The sequence below is a fragment of the Herbiconiux sp. A18JL235 genome (assembly GCF_040939305.1).
Classification (GTDB): domain Bacteria; phylum Actinomycetota; class Actinomycetes; order Actinomycetales; family Microbacteriaceae; genus Herbiconiux.
Map to the genome: position 1 here is coordinate 1,838,708 of NZ_CP162511.1, position 14,459 is coordinate 1,853,166.

The following is a 14,459-nucleotide window of genomic DNA, read 5'->3' on the forward strand; positions in this document are numbered from 1 at the left end:
ACGCATGTTGGAAGAGGAGTATCAGCCGCGCCGCGAGCTGCCGCGTCGGCTGCGCCCCGCCACCACCGAGAAGCCACCGCTCGAGGTTCCCTTCGAGTACGCGATCCGGGATGCGGTGGAGACCGATCTGCCGTACGTCAGGGAGATCTACAACCACTACGTCGCGAACACCGTGGTGACTTTCGACGAAGACGCGATGACGTTGAAGGAGTGGCGGCACAAGTTCGCCTGGACCAGGAAGCAGAACTACCCGTTCCTCGTCGCCGTCTCGCCGAGCGGCACCCTGCTCGGCTTCGCCTACGTCTCGGCCTGGAAGCAGAAGGCCGCCTACCGGCGCACCGTCGAGAACTCGATCTATCTCGGCCCGGCAGCGACGGGAAAGGGTCTCGGGCGGGCGCTCCTCGGGGAACTGATCGTGCGGGCGAAGCAGGCGGGCATCAAGGAGATGCTCGCGGTGATCGCCGACCAGGGCGCCGAGGCCTCCATCAAGCTGCACGAGAGCTTCGGGTTCAAGGAGGCCGGACGGCTCGGCCGGGTGGGCTTCAAGTTCGGGCACTGGCTCGGCACGGTGCTGCTGCAGAAGTCGCTGAAGTAGGCGGCGCCGACGACACGCCCTAGGCTCTGAGGATGGTGCGGATCCACGAGCTGACGGCTCTGCAGCAGTACCGACTGCTGCAGAGCCGAGAGCTCTCGGTGCTCGAGCTGGTCGACCACTACCTGGAGCGCATCGAGCGGATCGACCCCGAGCTCGGCGCCTTCGTCACGGTCACGCCCGAGGCCGCCCGGCAGCGCGCGCGGGCGCTCGACGCCTCCGACGACCGCACGGCGCCGCTCTGGGGCCTCCCGCTCGCCGACAAAGACCTGTGGCGACGCGCCGGGGTGCGCACCACCTTCGGCTCACGCCTGTTCGCCGACTTCGTGCCCGACGAGAGCGACGCCCTGCCGTTGCGCGTCGACGCCGCCGGAGCCGTCAGCCTCGGCAAGACGGCGACGCCGGAGTTCGGGCTGCCGAGCCACAGCGAGACGCTCGTCGCCCCGCCCGCCCGCAATCCCTACGACACCGCGCTCAGCCCAGGCGGGTCGAGCGGCGGGGCTGCGGTCGCCGTGGCGGCAGGGCTCGTGCCGTTCGCTCCCGGCTCCGACGGCGGCGGGTCGGTGCGCATCCCGGCCGCTGCCTGCGGGCTGGTGGGCCTCAAGCCGTCGCGCGGGCTCGTTCCCGCCGGCTCCGGCCTCGACGCGCTCGCCGGGCTGCCCGTGGCGGGCCCGATCTCCCGCACGGTCACCGACGCTGCGTTCCTCCTCGACGGGCTCATCGAACGCCGCGGCGACCGCATCGCCTTCACGCACACGCTGCGGCCACCGGAGGACGACGACGGGCTCTTCCTCGGTGCGGCCGTGCGGGGCGAGGGCAGGTTCCAGATCGGCGTCACCACCGACACACCGTGGGCCACCGACTACGAGATCGTGGTCTCACCCGAGGCGCGTGCGGCGCTCGATGCCGCCCGGAGCGGACTCGACGCTCTCGGGCACGGGGTCGAGGAGCTCGCCCTCGACCCGGCCCCCGACTACGGTCGCGCCTTCCGGGTGATCTGGCAGGCGGGCGCTTCGCAGCTGCCCGCCGACGACTCGAACGAGCACCTGCTCGAGCCGCTCACGCGCTGGCTGATGCACCGCGGTCGCGCCCTGCCGGCCTCCGAGCTGGCGTGGGCGCTGCGCACGCTGTCGCTCTACGAGCGCTCGCTGATCGCCCAGCTCAGCCGCTTCGACGCCGTGCTCACGCCCGCTCTCGCCCTCCCGCCGCGGCCGCTCGGCTGGTACGACCCCGACGACGGAGAGCGCAACTTCGAGCAGCAGGTGCTCTTCACCCCGTTCACCTCCTTCGTGAACGTGAGCGGCCTGCCCGCGATCACGCTTCCGGTGCTGCAGACGGCCGGGGGTCTGCCGATGGGCGCCCAGCTGATCGGCCGGCCCGGGGGAGAGGCGACGCTTCTCTCCCTCGCCCGCCAGCTCGAGCGGCGCCTGCACGGCGACCGGATGCACCCCCCGCAGTGGTGAGCTCGGCCGGCCGTCGCGGCACGGGCGTTATCGTGAGGGCATGACGTTGCTGAGACTCGCCGAGGCGAGCTGGACCGACGTGCGAGACCACGTCGCGTCGGGCGGCACGCTCGCCTTCCTGCCCTTCGGCGCGCTGGAGCAGCACGGGCCCCACCTCCCGCTCTCGACCGACACCCTGCAGTGCACCGCCGTCGCCGAGCGGCTGGCCGAGCACTACTCCGCCCTTCTGCTGCCGCCCGTCTCCTACGGCAGCACCTGGGACAATGCCGCCTTCCCCGGAACGGTGTCGCTGAAGCCCTCGACGGTCAGCGCCCTCTGCGCCGACATCGCCCAAGCGGTCTGGTCGTTCGGCGTCACCACCCTCGTCATCGTCAACGGCGACTACGGCAACCGGGCTCCCGTGCACGCCGCGGCTGCCGCCCTGGCGGCGGACGGCGACGTGCTGGTGCTCGACTACCCGGGCCTCGTCGAGGTGGGCGACGCGGTGAAGGAATCGCCGTGGGCGGCACCCGGTCTCTGCCACGCCGACGAGCTCGAGACCTCGATGGTGCTCGCTCTCGAACCTCGACTGGCGGCCGGAGCGCTACGAAGCGGCCTACCCCGAGCTGCCCGCCGACTTCGGCACGCGGCCGATCCCCTTCGACACCCTCTCGCCGAGCGGGGTGTTCGGCGACCCGCGCGCCTCGACGGCGGCGAAGGGCGAGACGATCATCTCGTTCGTGGTCGCTCGGGCGATCGAGGAGATCGACTCTCACCGCGGCCGGGCGTGAGCGAGCCCGCGGGCGAGTCTCCGGTCTGTTTCAGCCCTCGAAGTGGAGCGTCGCGATGCCCCGGGCGCGGTCGTTCGGGCGGCGGCGCGAGAGGGCGGGCGACAGCACCTCGGTGATGACGACCTCGACGGGGTACTGCACGGTGCCGCGCAGCACGTGCCCCGCGGTCGCGCGAGCCGACTCGCCCTTGGCCCCGACGGAGGCGTGCAGGTGGATCTGCGGCCCTTCCGGCCCGCTCGTCACCGTGCCCGAGCCGAGACCCTCGCAATTGCGCACCACCGTCGCCGACGTCATCGGCTCGTCCTCGTCGAGGGGCGGCTCCGGGGCGCCGATGAACGCGAGTTCGCTGAACGCGCCGAGGAAGACGGGGATGACCGCGTTCTCGATGCCGAACCGGGAGCACGCCTCGGCGAGGCCTTCGAGCACCCCGTCTCCGGGTTCGAGCACGGCGAGCACCGTGCGGCCGGTCTCGGCGATGGCCGCGAACATGGGCATCCTCCCGGGCGGGGTTCTTCCGCCGACCGATAGCGTAGTCGTCTCACGACTTGCCGACAGGAGCCCCCATGACTCGCGTTCTCGACGGGATCACGCTGTGGAACGGCCGGGAGGAACGAGGCGCCGTGCGCCTCGGCTGGGCCGGTGATCGCATCGAGGAGGCGGCTTCGGCCGACGATCGGCATCCGGGTCTCGCCGTCATCCCTGGGCTCATCGACACCCACGTGCACCTCGACACGAGCGTGCTCGACGGCGCGGGCGCGGGCGACTCGTGGCCCCTCGTCACGCCCGACGCCGAGAAGGCGGTGCACGTGGTCGCCCACGCCCTTCGCTTCGCCTCGTTCGGTGTGACGACGATGCGCGACCTGGCCGCGTCGCCCGTGCAGATCGCCGTCGGCCGCGCGTTCGACCAGGGTGTGGTCGACGGCCCGCGTCTGCTCGCCAGCGGCCCGGTCGGCATGACCGCGGGCCATGGAGACCTGTTCACCCCTCCCCGTTTCGCGAACCGGCCGCCGGTCGCCGACTCGCCCGACGAGTGCCGCCGTCTCGTGCGTCAGTGGGCCAGGGAGGGTGCGACCGGCATCAAGATCTACACCAGCGGGGGCATCCTCTCGATGGGCGACCGGGTCGGCTGGCGCAATCAGACCCGGGCCGAGATCGCAGCGACCGTCGACGAGGCCCACGCCCTGCGGATGCTCGTGGCCGCCCACGCGCACACCGAGGAGGGGATCGACATCGCCCTCGAGGAGGGCGTCGACTCGCTCGAGCACGCCACCGGCATCGTCCCCCGGCAGTTCGATGCGCTCGTCGCCTCGCGTATCCCGGTCGCACCGACGCTGCTCATCAACGACCTGGTCGCGCGGGGTGGCGACGGCATCAGGCCCGATGCCGCGGCCAAGGCCAGGGAGGCGATCGACGGGCGCGATCCCGCCTTTCTCGCGGCGGGGCGTGCGGGCGTGCGCTTCGTGCTGGGCACCGATGCGAACGGCCGATTCGTGCGGCACGGCGGGCAGCTCGACGAGCTCAGGGCGATGAAGACCGCGTTCGGCTGGTCAGACGAGCGCACGCTCGTGGCCGGCACCTCGGATGCCGCCGACGCCCTCGGCCTCGGCGATCGGCTCGGCCTGGTCGAGCCGGGGTACGCCGCCGACTTCGTCGTGGTGCGGGCGAGGCCGTGGCGCGACCTCGGCGAGCTGACCGCGGAGAGCATCGTCGCCGTGGTGAGCCGGGGGAGACTGCTCGCAGGCTCCCTGCCCGACTGAGCGATCCGTCAGTTCCAGAAGTCGAGGTGGGCGGCGGCCGCCTCCTCCTCGAGGTGCGGGCCCGAGACGGCGATGGCGCGCTGGCCCCGGGCGAACACCTCGCGGCAGGGGAGCGAGAAGGTCGGGTTCTCGGGGTGGTCTCCGGTGAGTTCGAGGAGGCGCCGCTCGGAGAGGGCGTAGACCACACGGTCGATGCCCGTCCAGTACACCGCTCCCGAGCACATCGCGCAGGGCTCGGCGCTGGTGAACAGCGTGCTGCCGACCATGCCGTCCGTCCCGAGGTTGCGGAAGGCGGCGGCGACCGCCCGCATCTCGGCGTGTTGGGTGGGGTCGCCCTCGGGCGGGAGGGAGTTGTTGCCGAACGACGCCACGACGGTGCCCGCCGCGTCGACGACGATGGCGCCGAAGGGATGCCGGCCGTCTGCACGCGAGAGTTCGGCGACCCGGAGGCTCTCCCGCAGGAATTCCGCGTCGGCGGTGTCGAGTGCTGTCGTCGTCTGGTCGTCCATGGAGTCCTCCCACCTGTGCACAAGACGTGCTGTACAAGTCTTCACGATGTCATCGAACACCGGAAATGCGTCGGTGTGTTACGGCCCCGTTACCGTCGTGGAACAACTTGCGCTCAACTTGTTCACAAGTGGAGCGCGCGGGTTAGCCTGCTGTCGCGCCGCAGTCCGCGAGCCGCTCTCCCTCCCGAAAGGTCACCATGCCCGCGCACGTCCCCGCCGAGGTTCGAGTCGACGAACAGGACATCCGGCTGCTCCCGAAGGCCGAGGTGCACGTGCACCTCGAGGGGACGTTCGCGCTCGTCGACCTGCTGACCCTGGCCAAGGAGAACGGCGTCGCCCTTCCCGGGCCCGCCGCCACCATCTTCGACGTGAGCACCCACGACTCCTTCGCGATGCCCGAGGTCACCACCGGCGGCACCGGCCGGGGGGTCGGCGGCGCCGGGCTCACCGGCTTCCTGCGCTTCCTCGACTGGCAGTGCGGTCTCGTGCGCACGCCCGAGCAGGCCGCGCGCATCGCCTACTCCTTCGCCGCCCGCCAGACCACGTCGGGCATCCGCTACTCCGACGTCATCGTCAATCCCACCCACTGGAGCGCGTGGCGCGGCCGGGAGGTCGCCCTCATGGAGGCTCTCGCCGCCGGGCTCGACGAGGCCGAGCAGGACGGCCTGTGCGTCACCGGCATCGCCTACTCGCTGCTGCGCACGCAGACCGCGCCCGAAGCAGAGCAGGCGGTCGGCGCGCTGCTCGAGCGGCGACCCCGGCGCGTCGTGGCGCTGAGCGTCGACGGCGACGAGAAGGCGAGCGGCCCCACCGGCGAGAAGTTCCGCGCGGCGTTCCGCCTCGCCGAGGCCGGCGGGCTCCACCGCACCGTGCACGCGGGGGAGTCGAGCGGGCCGGACGGGGTGTGGGACGCCCTCGACCACCTGCACGCCGAGCGCATCGACCACGGAGTGCGCTCCATCGAGGACGAGGTGCTCGTGCGCCGTCTCGCCGACGAGGGCATCCCGCTCGATCTGTGCCCCCGCTCCAACATCACGCTCGGCGTCTACCCCGACTGGGCGTCGCATCCGCTGCCCCGCCTCGCGGCCGCCGGGGTGCGGGTGACGATCAACACCGACGACCCGGCGCCCCTCGGCTGCACCCTCGACGAGGACTGGGCTGTCGCCGCGGGAGTGTTCGGCTACGACCTCACAGCGTTGGCCGGTTTCGCGGCCGAGTCGATCAGGGCGTCGTTCGCCGACGACGACCTGAAGCGCGACCTGCTCGCCGAGCTCACCGACGCCACCGAGGCGCTCACCCGCTCCACGACGGTGCCGGACCCGGAGCCGGTGCCGTGACCGCTCGCCCCCTTCCGCGTGCCGTCGTTCCCGCCGTCGTCTCGGTGGTCGCGGCGGCGACCCTGGTGACGGTGCTCCTCCTGGCGGCCGGAAGCGCCGTCGCGGGCGACGGCGACGGCAGGCCGGCGGCCGGGGCTGCAGCCGTGCCCGACGGGGCGTCGATCGCCCTCGCGCCGGTGGCCGCGGCGTGGCCGACGGGCTATGCCGTCTCGGGCACGAAGTCGGAGCCGCTGTATGTCGAGCACATCACCTCGCTCCGCGACGGCGACCGCTTCACGCTCACCATCGACGTCGAGTCGCAGGGGGAGAGCGCCCTGGGGGTGCAGCACGGTGCCGTCGAGCTCGACCCGGATGGCCGCGTCAGCTGGATGGAGGGCTGCACGAAGCCGGCAGCCGAGTGCGCCGACGACCCCGGCCTCCGCGGCTTCCTCGCCCAAGCCGCGCTGCTCGGCGCCCTGCAGCGGGGCGTGCTCGCCGCCGACGCCACCGGAACCGCGCGCACCCTCCACGGCCACCCGGTGGTGTGCGTCTCCGACCGGATGCTCTACCCGGCTTCTCCACCCACCGTCGATGGCCTCGACCCCTGCTTCTCGATCGCGACCGGCGCCCTCCTCGGGCACTGGTCGACCCCCAGCTCGGCCTTCGTGGGCCCGACCCTCGCGGACGGGCTCGTCGATCAGCCGCGCTGACCCGCACCACCACCGCACCACACCCACCGCACCACGTCCCGCACCACCTCCCGAAAGGAACACCATGAGAAGAAGCGGAGCACTCCTCACCGGAGCCGTTCTCACCGCAGTCGCAGCCCTCGGCCTCGCCGGGTGCAGCTCCAGCAGCTCCGGCACCTCGACGGGGGCGGCCACCTCCGCCTCCGAGGTCATCAAGGTCGGCGCGCTCACCCCAGGCAACACGAACGACGGCGCCTTCAACCAGTCGCTCGCCGACGCGTTGCAGAAGCTGCAGGACGAGGGGCTGATCGAGTACGAGCTGCGCGACCAGATGTCCGACCCCGCCGAGAGCGAACCGGTCATCGCCGACTTCGCCAGCCAGGGCTACGACCTCGTCATCGGCCACGGCATCGAGCTGGGCGACGCCATCTTCTCGGTCGCCGAGCAGTTCCCCGACGTGGAGTTCACCGCATCCGGTGGCCCCGACATCCTGGAGAAGTACACCGACAACGTCGAGACCTGGACCTACGACACCCCCCAGGTCGGCTACCTCTCGGGGTACATCGCAGGCCTCACCGGCGCGACTCCGATCGGGCGCGTCGAGAGCCTCGAGCTCGACTTCATCAAGGCGACCGACGCGTTCTTCCAGCAGGGTGTGACGGCGGCCAACCCCTCCGCCACCCTGCTGCCCGTGGTCTACGCGGGGAGCTTCGATGACGCGCAGGCGGCCGCGGCGGCCACCACGGGCCTCGTCGGCCAGGGCGCCCAGCTCGTCTACACCACGGGTGACGGGATCGCGACGGGGGTCGGATCGGCCGCCGCCGACGCCGGCGTGCTGAGCATCGGCGTCTCCTCCGCCGCGGGCGAGGCGGCCCTCGCCACCAACGTCTCGACCGTCGACCTCGACATGTACCCCATCGTGAAGGCCTGGGTCGACGAGGTGGCCGCAGGGAAGTTCGGCGGCAAGGGCGTGACGTCCACTGTTCAGAACGGCGGAATTGTGTACCAGCCCGTCAACACCGTCGACGGCAAGGTCTCCGACGATGTCGCAGGCAAGGTCGAGGAGCTCATCGCGAGCATCGGCGACGGATCCGTCACGATCGGCTGATGGTCTCGTCTTCCGAGGAGATGGACCGCGTCGTGCAGGCGCGGTCCATCTCCAAGAGCTTCGGCCCTGTGGCCGCTCTGAGCGACGTGTCGATCGTCGTGCGACCGGGCGCCGTGCATGCCCTGGTGGGCGAGAACGGCGCAGGCAAGTCGACGCTCGCCAAGGTGCTCGCCGGAATCGAGCGTCCCACCTCCGGCGCCATGACGCTCGGCGGGGCGCCGTTCGCGCCGCGCGACCGCAGCGAGGCCAAGCGTCGCGGCATCAACATGGTGCCGCAGCAGCTCAGCCTCGTCGGCGAGCTGAGCCTTGTCGAGAACTACCTACTGGTGGGGCCGCGGAGCGTGGCGAACCGCCGCTCGGCGCGCGCGCTGCTCGCCCGCACCCTGGATCGCGCCCGGGTGGAGGTCGATCTCGACGCGCCCACCTCGTCACTCACCCAGGCCCACCGTCAGCTCGGCGAGATCGTGGTGGCGCTGGCGGAGGGTGCTCACACCCTCATCCTCGACGAGCCCACCGCGAGCCTCGGTCCGCTCGAGGTCGGCGGACTGTTCGAGCACCTCCGGTCGCTGTGCGACCTCGGCACGGCGGTTCTGCTCATCACCCACCGCCTCGACGAGGTGCGCCAGGTCGCCGACGACCTGACGGTGCTCTCGCACGGCGAAGGGGTGCACCACGGCTCGGCCACCGGCCTCGACTCGGGCGAGATCGCCCGCCTCATGGTCGGCGAGCTGCCTCCCGCGCCGGCGAAGACGCCCCGCACCCTCGGCGAGGTCGTGCTGTCGGCGCGGGGCATCGTCGCCGGGTCGACCCGCGACGCCCGCCTCGAGGGGGTCGACCTCGAGGTGCGCTCGGGCGAGATCCTCGGCATCGCCGGGGTCGCCGGGAGCGGACAGAACCTGCTGCTCGACGTGCTCGGCGGCTTCGTACAGCCCGACCAGGGCACGGTGACCCTCGAGGGATGCGCGCCGGGTGGCTCCGCGGTTCAGCTGCTGAACGGCGGGCTCGCCTGGATTCCGGAGGAGCGCGCCGAAGCCCTCGTGCCCGGGCTCTCGCTGCGCGAGAACCTCGGTCTCTACTCGGCGGCGCGCGGCGCCGCCGCCGGCGACCGCACCCGCCCTGACGTCGAGGCGGTGCTCGGCGCGTTCGACGTGCGCCCGGCCCGCCCCGAACTGCAGGCCTCGGGGCTCTCCGGCGGGAACCAGCAGAAGCTGCTCGCCGCCCGGGAGCTCGGGCCCCACACCGCGCCCCGCGCTGTGCTCGCCTACGGCCCGACACAGGGCCTCGACCTGCGGGCGGCGCAGGCGATCCGCAACCGGCTGGTGGAGCAGGCCGCCGCCGGCGCCGCGGTCGTCATCGCCTCGCACGACCTCGAGGAGGTGCTCGCCGTCGCCGACCGCATCGTGGTGATGTTCGGGGGGCGGCTGGTGGCCGACCTCCCCGCAGCCCTTGCCACCACCGACCGCCTCGGGCGGGCGATGGCCGGCCTCGCCGACGACCCCGCCGCATACGACGACCCCGCCGCATCCGGGGCCCCCGGCGAACCAGAAGGCCCCGCCGGCGCCGCCCGGCCCGCCGGCTTCGAGAGAGAGCTCCCATGACCGACAAGACCGATCTCTACCCGACGGCTGCCGAGCTCGGCAGGCTCCGCGCCGTGGCGGTCGGGGCCGAGCTGCCCGACCTCGTCATCCGCGGCGGCCTGGTGCAGTCCCCGGGTACCGAGGAGTGGCTGGAGCGCGACATCCTCGTGGCCGGCCGGCACATCGCCGCCCTCACGCCCTGGGGGCATGTCGCCGACGCGGTCGAGGAGATCGACGCATCCGGATGCCACGTGGTGCCGACCTTCATCGACGCCCATCTGCACATCGAGTACACCAATCTCACCCCGGGCGAACTCGGCCGGCTGAGCGTGGCGCGCGGCACCGGAACGGTGCTCACCGACCCGAACGGCGCCGCGAACGTGTGGGGCACCCGCGGCATGGACGAGCTGCTTCGCACCTCGACGCCGCTGCACATCTTCCAGCAGGTGTCGCCGAAGACCCCCGGCTCGCCGGAGCTCGAGCGGGGCGGCGCCGTCATCCCCGAGGCCGAGGTGCGCTCCCGGCTCTGGGACCAGGTGACGACGAACCTCGGCGAGGGCAACCCCTTCGACTACGGCGAGGAGTCGACCGGCAGGTTCCGCGAGGCGCTCGTCGCCGGCCGCCGCATCACCGGCCACACCGCCGCGCAGACCGAGGAGTCGCTCTGGGGCTACCTCGCCGCGGGGGTGGGCGACGACCACAACTCCTCGACCGTCGACGAGGTGCTCGAGCGGGTGCGGCTAGGGGCGATGATCACCGTCATGGGTGCCTCGCTCACCGACAACACCGTCCCCATCTTCGCCGACCTCGACCGCGTCGCCCCCGCCCTTCGCAGTCTCTGCTTCTGCGCCGACGACAAGCACGTGCTCGACCTGCACACCGAGGGGCACATCGACCATCACGTGCGGCAGGCGATCCGGTTCGGGGTCGACCCCCAGCTCGCCTACCGCATGGCCACGACCCAGCCCGCCGCGTACTACCGGCTCGACCAGGTGCTCGGGCTGCTCGCCCCGTCGCGCCTCGCCGACCTGCAGCTCATCCCCGACCTCGCCGAGGTGAGACCCTCGGTCGTGGTGGTGGAGGGCAGGGTCGTCGCCCGCAACGGCGTAGCCCTGTTCGCCAACACGGATGCGCTCCCTGCCTGGATGACCGACACGGTACGGCTCCCCGAGATGCTCGACCCGCAGATGTTCGCGCTCCCCGCTCCCGGCGACACGGCACGGGTGCGAGCGATGGAGATGTACAAGGGCTACTTCAAGCACGCCTTCGAGGCCGAGCTCGAGGTGGTCGACGGACTCGTGCAGACCGACACCGCGAACGACGTGCTGAAGATCGCCGTGGTCGACCGCCACCACGGCGACGCGCTGACCGGCCTGGGCTTCGTGAAGGGCTTCGGCCTCAGCCGCGGCGCCATCGCGATCACCATGAACTGCCCCAATATGAACATCGCCGTGGTCGGCGTCGACGACGCATCGATGCTGCAGGCGGTGGAAGAGCTCCGTGCGATGCAGGGCGGCTTCGTCACCGTCGCCGACGGCGAGGTCGTGGGGCGGGTGCCGCTGCCGGTGGGCGGCATGATGAGCGCGGCCCCGTTCGAGGAGACGGCGGAGGCGCTGCGGGCCGGGCACGAGGCGACCCACGCACTCGGCTGCACCATCCCGTCGCCCTACATCATCCTGTCGTTCGTCGGCCTGTACGTCGTGCCCGACCTCGGCATCACCGAGCTCGGGCTCATCGAGACGACCTCGCAGTCGTTCGTCGACGTGCTGCTGCCCGGTCACGTCGACCGCTGCGGCCACGAGGGGCACGGCTCGTGAGGTCGCTCGACCGGCAGCGCTGGCTGCTCACCGCCGCCGTCGTGGCCGTCGTGCTGGTGACGGCCGGGGCGCTCATCCTGTTCGCCGGCGCCGACCCGCTGGAGGGACTCCAGGGTCTCGTGGAGGGGGTGTCGAGCTCGCCCTACCGGGTGGGTGAGGTGCTCGTCGGCGCCGTACCGATCGGCATCGTCGCTCTCACCCTCATCCCGGCCCTCCGCGCCGGAGTGTTCTCCGTGGGCGCCGAGGGGCAGATCATCATCGGGGCCATCACCGCCACCGGGTCCGTGTTCGCCGTCGACCAGTTGTTCGGGGGGGCGGCGCCGAGCCTCGTGCTCTGGCCGGTGGGTCTTCTCGCCGGCGCTGCGGGCGGCGCCGCGACGGCCCTTCTCCCCGCCTTTCTCGCCGTGCGCTGGAGGGTGAACGAGATCCTCAGCACGCTGCTGCTCAACTACCTCGCCGCCGGCTTCCTCGGCTGGACCCTGCGCACCTGGCTCGCCACCCCCGAGCAGACCGCCACGCCGCAGAGCGCGAAGCTGCCCGAGGCGGCCTCGCTGCCCCCGCTCCTCCCCGGCACCCGGGCCCACTGGGGCATCCTGCTCGTCGTCGTGATCGCCGTGCTGCTCGTGCTGTGGAACCGCTCCGCCGCCAGCACGCGCCTCACCGTCTTCGCGAGCCGCCCCAAGCTCGCCCTCCGGCTCGGCGCCACCCGCTCGCGCACCGTCTACTCGACGATGCTGATCTCGGGGATCGGTGCGGGCGCCGTCGGCTGGATCCAGGTGGCCGGCGTCAACGACCGGCTGCTCAACTCGGTCTCGGGAGGGGTCGGCTTCTCCGGCATCGCGGTAGCCCTCCTCGGCGGCCTCGCCCCCGTCGGCATCGTGCTCGCCGCACTGTTCTTCTCGGCGCTCGCCGCGGGCGCGGTCGGCATGCAGTCGGCGACCGGAACCGTGCCCGCCTCGATCGCCGAGGTGATCAAGGGCGTGCTGCTCATCGGTGTCGCCTGCATCGCCGCCTACCAGCGCAACCCCGCCGCCGCCGTGCGGCCCGTGGGCGCGAAGGAGGCGGCCGACGACCCGACGGTGCTCTCGGCCGAGCCGCCCGGCGGCGGCGCCGCCCACGAGGCCACCATCGGAACGCTGGTCGAGGCCGAGAACGAAGGAGGCCGCCCGTGACCGTCGAACTCTGGGTCGCCATCCTCGCCGGCACCCTCGCCCTCGCCGCTCCGCTCGTCTTCGCCGGCATCGGCGAGGGCTTCGTCGAGCGCGCGGGCCGCATCAACCTCGGCATCGAGGGCATGATGATCATGGGCGCTCTCGCGGGCGTGTGGGGCGCGAGCCTCGGCGGGCCCCTCGTCGGCCTCCTCGCCGGCATCGCGGTGGGGCTCCTCCTGGCCGTCGGGATGAACCTCGTGGTGTACCGGCTGCACGCCAACGAGATCGTCGTGGGCCTCGGCGTCACGATGCTCGGCCTCGGCCTCAGCACCTACCTGTTCCAGCTCTGGGTGCCGAGCGGGCAGACGAACGTCACCGTGCCCACCGTCCCGCGCACGGGTCTCGGCCCCCTCGCCGACATCCCGGTGATCGGCCCGATCCTGTTCGGGCAGAGTCCCCTCGTCTACCTCGCCGCGCTGCTGCTCGTCGTCGCCTGGGCCGTGATGCGGTTCACCCGGTTCGGTCTCGCCGTGCAGGCGGTGGGCACCGACCCGGCCTCCGCCGCCCTCCGCGGGGTGCGGGTGGAGCGCACCGGAGCGTCGGCGCTCCTCATCGGGGGAGCGCTCGCCGGGCTCGGCGGCGCCGTCATCACCATCGGCACGATCGGATCGTTCACCCCCGACATCACCGCCGGCCGCGGCTACATCGCGCTCGCCATCGTGATCATGGGCCGCAGCCGCCCCGTGGGCATCGCGCTCGGCGCCCTGCTGTTCGCCTTCCTGCAGAGCTTCGCGCTGCTGGCGCAGTCGACGGCGCTCACCCTCCCGAGCGAGGTCTACCAATCGATACCGTATGTGGTGACCCTCGTGGTGCTCGTCATCACGTCACGCCGGCAGCTGCGGAGGCTGTACCGCAGCACGAAGGTGAGAACGACATGACCGACGAAGACCAGCGGGTGCTCGCCGGGGTGCTGCGCTTCGTGCGCGATGCCGCGGCATCCGGTTCCACCCTCCCCGGTGAGGTCGAGCTCGCCGAGCGCGTCGGCTGCACCCGCCGCCAGGTGCGCGATGTGCTCGCCTCGCTCGAGCAGCAGGGCGTGGTGTTGCGCCGGCAGGGTGCGGCGACCGAGGTCGACCCCGTGGCCACCCGCATGAGCGTGCGGTTCGAAGACCAGCTGGAGTACAGCGTTCTGCTGCGCCAGCTCGGCTACGCCAGCAGCGTCGACGTGCTCGAGATCGCCGACGTGCCGATGCCGCCCGAGAGCGCGGGGCTGCTCATGGTGGAGCCCGGGCGGCCCGCCGCCCGCATCGTGAAGCGCTGGCGCGCCGACGGCGCCGTGGCCATGCTCGCGTTCAGCATCATGCCGCTTCCGTTCCCGCGCGACGAGGTCGACCTCGGCGACTCGATCTACACCGCCGCCACGCGGGTGTGGGGCGAGGCGGTCGCCTGGGAGGTGGCGACCCCGTCGGCCGAGGTGCTCGGGGAACAGGATGCAGCGCTGTTCGAGCACCCCGTGGGCACGCCGGTGCTCACCCTCGACATCGTGGGGATCGGGCTGAGCGGGCGCCGCCTGTTCCACGCCCGGGAGCTCCACGACCCCAAGACCGTCTCGTACTCGATGATGCGCACCGTGCGGCCGCCGCAGGTGTTCTCGACGGCGCGCTACCAGTTCTGACCCCGGGCGCACCCCCGCCCCACCCGACCCGTTCG

General features: G+C 72.2%; 14 protein-coding genes. 12 read left to right on the forward strand and 2 right to left on the reverse strand.

What is annotated here, in order from left to right; all coding sequences use genetic code 11:
- Positions 1-4: 4 nt before the first annotated feature.
- From ABFY20_RS08520 to ABFY20_RS08530, 3 genes are read left to right on the forward strand one after another with little or no spacing between them, the layout of a single operon-like run.
- The gene (locus ABFY20_RS08520) at positions 5-595 is read left to right on the forward strand and encodes an N-acetyltransferase family protein (RefSeq protein ID WP_368499503.1); all 591 of its coding nucleotides are present in this window, start codon (positions 5-7) and stop codon (positions 593-595) included.
- A gap of 32 nt (positions 596-627) precedes the next feature.
- The gene (locus ABFY20_RS08525; protein WP_368499504.1) at positions 628-2,055 is read left to right on the forward strand and encodes an amidase; all 1,428 of its coding nucleotides are present in this window, start codon (positions 628-630) and stop codon (positions 2,053-2,055) included.
- 40 nt (positions 2,056-2,095) lie between these two features.
- Complete coding sequence (locus tag ABFY20_RS08530; protein WP_368499505.1) at positions 2,096-2,941, forward strand: creatininase family protein; 846 nt, start codon at positions 2,096-2,098, stop codon at positions 2,939-2,941.
- Here the strand turns inward: ABFY20_RS08530 and ABFY20_RS08535 are convergent.
- Positions 2,856-3,314 (reverse strand): PPC domain-containing DNA-binding protein, encoded by a 459-nt coding sequence (locus ABFY20_RS08535; RefSeq protein ID WP_368499506.1) that lies wholly within the window; start codon positions 3,312-3,314, stop codon positions 2,856-2,858. The two genes, ABFY20_RS08530 and ABFY20_RS08535, sit on opposite strands and share 86 nt — an antisense overlap.
- Before the next feature lie 74 nt (positions 3,315-3,388).
- Here ABFY20_RS08535 and ABFY20_RS08540 point away from each other — a divergent pair, with 74 nt between their 5' ends.
- The gene (locus tag ABFY20_RS08540) at positions 3,389-4,582 is read left to right on the forward strand and encodes an amidohydrolase family protein (protein ID WP_368499507.1); all 1,194 of its coding nucleotides are present in this window, start codon (positions 3,389-3,391) and stop codon (positions 4,580-4,582) included.
- A gap of 8 nt (positions 4,583-4,590) precedes the next feature.
- On the opposite strand, the gene ABFY20_RS08545 is transcribed toward ABFY20_RS08540, so the two are convergent.
- Entirely contained in the window at positions 4,591-5,091 is a 501-nt protein-coding gene (locus ABFY20_RS08545; protein ID WP_368499508.1) for a nucleoside deaminase, read from the reverse strand.
- A gap of 197 nt (positions 5,092-5,288) precedes the next feature.
- Between ABFY20_RS08545 and add the strand changes: the two genes are divergently transcribed.
- The 8 genes from add to ABFY20_RS08585 all read left to right on the forward strand — a co-directional run bounded on the left by add (position 5,289) and on the right by ABFY20_RS08585 (position 14,424).
- Positions 5,289-6,428: an adenosine deaminase gene (add, locus tag ABFY20_RS08550; protein ID WP_368499509.1), complete on the forward strand. Its 1,140-nt coding sequence runs from the start codon at positions 5,289-5,291 to the stop codon at positions 6,426-6,428.
- Positions 6,425-7,117: a hypothetical protein gene (locus ABFY20_RS08555; protein ID WP_368499510.1), complete on the forward strand. Its 693-nt coding sequence runs from the start codon at positions 6,425-6,427 to the stop codon at positions 7,115-7,117. Before add ends, ABFY20_RS08555 begins: the two co-directional genes overlap by 4 nt.
- 64 nt (positions 7,118-7,181) lie before the next feature.
- On the forward strand, positions 7,182-8,204 hold the full coding sequence (locus tag ABFY20_RS08560; protein WP_368499511.1) for a BMP family ABC transporter substrate-binding protein: 1,023 nt from the start codon (positions 7,182-7,184) through the stop codon (positions 8,202-8,204).
- Positions 8,204-9,802 carry an ABC transporter ATP-binding protein gene (locus ABFY20_RS08565; protein WP_368499512.1) on the forward strand — a complete coding sequence of 533 codons (1,599 nt, stop codon included), beginning with the start codon at positions 8,204-8,206 and terminating at the stop codon, positions 9,800-9,802. The genes ABFY20_RS08560 and ABFY20_RS08565 overlap by 1 nt, the downstream gene beginning before the upstream one ends.
- On the forward strand, positions 9,799-11,598 hold the full coding sequence (locus ABFY20_RS08570; RefSeq protein ID WP_368499513.1) for an adenine deaminase C-terminal domain-containing protein: 1,800 nt from the start codon (positions 9,799-9,801) through the stop codon (positions 11,596-11,598). The genes ABFY20_RS08565 and ABFY20_RS08570 overlap by 4 nt, the downstream gene beginning before the upstream one ends.
- Entirely contained in the window at positions 11,595-12,770 is a 1,176-nt protein-coding gene (locus ABFY20_RS08575; protein ID WP_368499514.1) for an ABC transporter permease, read from the forward strand. The genes ABFY20_RS08570 and ABFY20_RS08575 overlap by 4 nt, the downstream gene beginning before the upstream one ends.
- On the forward strand, positions 12,767-13,687 hold the full coding sequence (locus tag ABFY20_RS08580) for an ABC transporter permease (RefSeq protein WP_368499515.1): 921 nt from the start codon (positions 12,767-12,769) through the stop codon (positions 13,685-13,687). Before ABFY20_RS08575 ends, ABFY20_RS08580 begins: the two co-directional genes overlap by 4 nt.
- A complete protein-coding gene (locus ABFY20_RS08585; RefSeq protein WP_368499516.1) occupies positions 13,684-14,424 on the forward strand; it encodes a GntR family transcriptional regulator in 741 nt (246 codons plus the stop codon). Before ABFY20_RS08580 ends, ABFY20_RS08585 begins: the two co-directional genes overlap by 4 nt.
- Positions 14,425-14,459 lie beyond the last annotated feature (35 nt).

What these genes read in the sequence shown, in the direction of transcription:
- ABFY20_RS08520 (WP_368499503.1), top strand. Translation starts at nt 5, where the DNA reads ATGTTGGAAGAGGAGTATCAGCCGCGCCGCGAGCTGCCGCGTCGGCTG.
- ABFY20_RS08525 (WP_368499504.1), top strand. Translation starts at nt 628, where the DNA reads ATGGTGCGGATCCACGAGCTGACGGCTCTGCAGCAGTACCGACTGCTG.
- ABFY20_RS08530 (WP_368499505.1), top strand. Translation starts at nt 2,096, where the DNA reads ATGACGTTGCTGAGACTCGCCGAGGCGAGCTGGACCGACGTGCGAGAC.
- ABFY20_RS08535 (WP_368499506.1), bottom strand. Translation starts at nt 3,314, where the DNA reads ATGTTCGCGGCCATCGCCGAGACCGGCCGCACGGTGCTCGCCGTGCTC.
- ABFY20_RS08540 (WP_368499507.1), top strand. Translation starts at nt 3,389, where the DNA reads ATGACTCGCGTTCTCGACGGGATCACGCTGTGGAACGGCCGGGAGGAA.
- ABFY20_RS08545 (WP_368499508.1), bottom strand. Translation starts at nt 5,091, where the DNA reads ATGGACGACCAGACGACGACAGCACTCGACACCGCCGACGCGGAATTC.
- add (WP_368499509.1), top strand. Translation starts at nt 5,289, where the DNA reads ATGCCCGCGCACGTCCCCGCCGAGGTTCGAGTCGACGAACAGGACATC.
- ABFY20_RS08560 (WP_368499511.1), top strand. Translation starts at nt 7,182, where the DNA reads ATGAGAAGAAGCGGAGCACTCCTCACCGGAGCCGTTCTCACCGCAGTC.
- ABFY20_RS08565 (WP_368499512.1), top strand. Translation starts at nt 8,204, where the DNA reads ATGGTCTCGTCTTCCGAGGAGATGGACCGCGTCGTGCAGGCGCGGTCC.
- ABFY20_RS08570 (WP_368499513.1), top strand. Translation starts at nt 9,799, where the DNA reads ATGACCGACAAGACCGATCTCTACCCGACGGCTGCCGAGCTCGGCAGG.
- ABFY20_RS08585 (WP_368499516.1), top strand. Translation starts at nt 13,684, where the DNA reads ATGACCGACGAAGACCAGCGGGTGCTCGCCGGGGTGCTGCGCTTCGTG.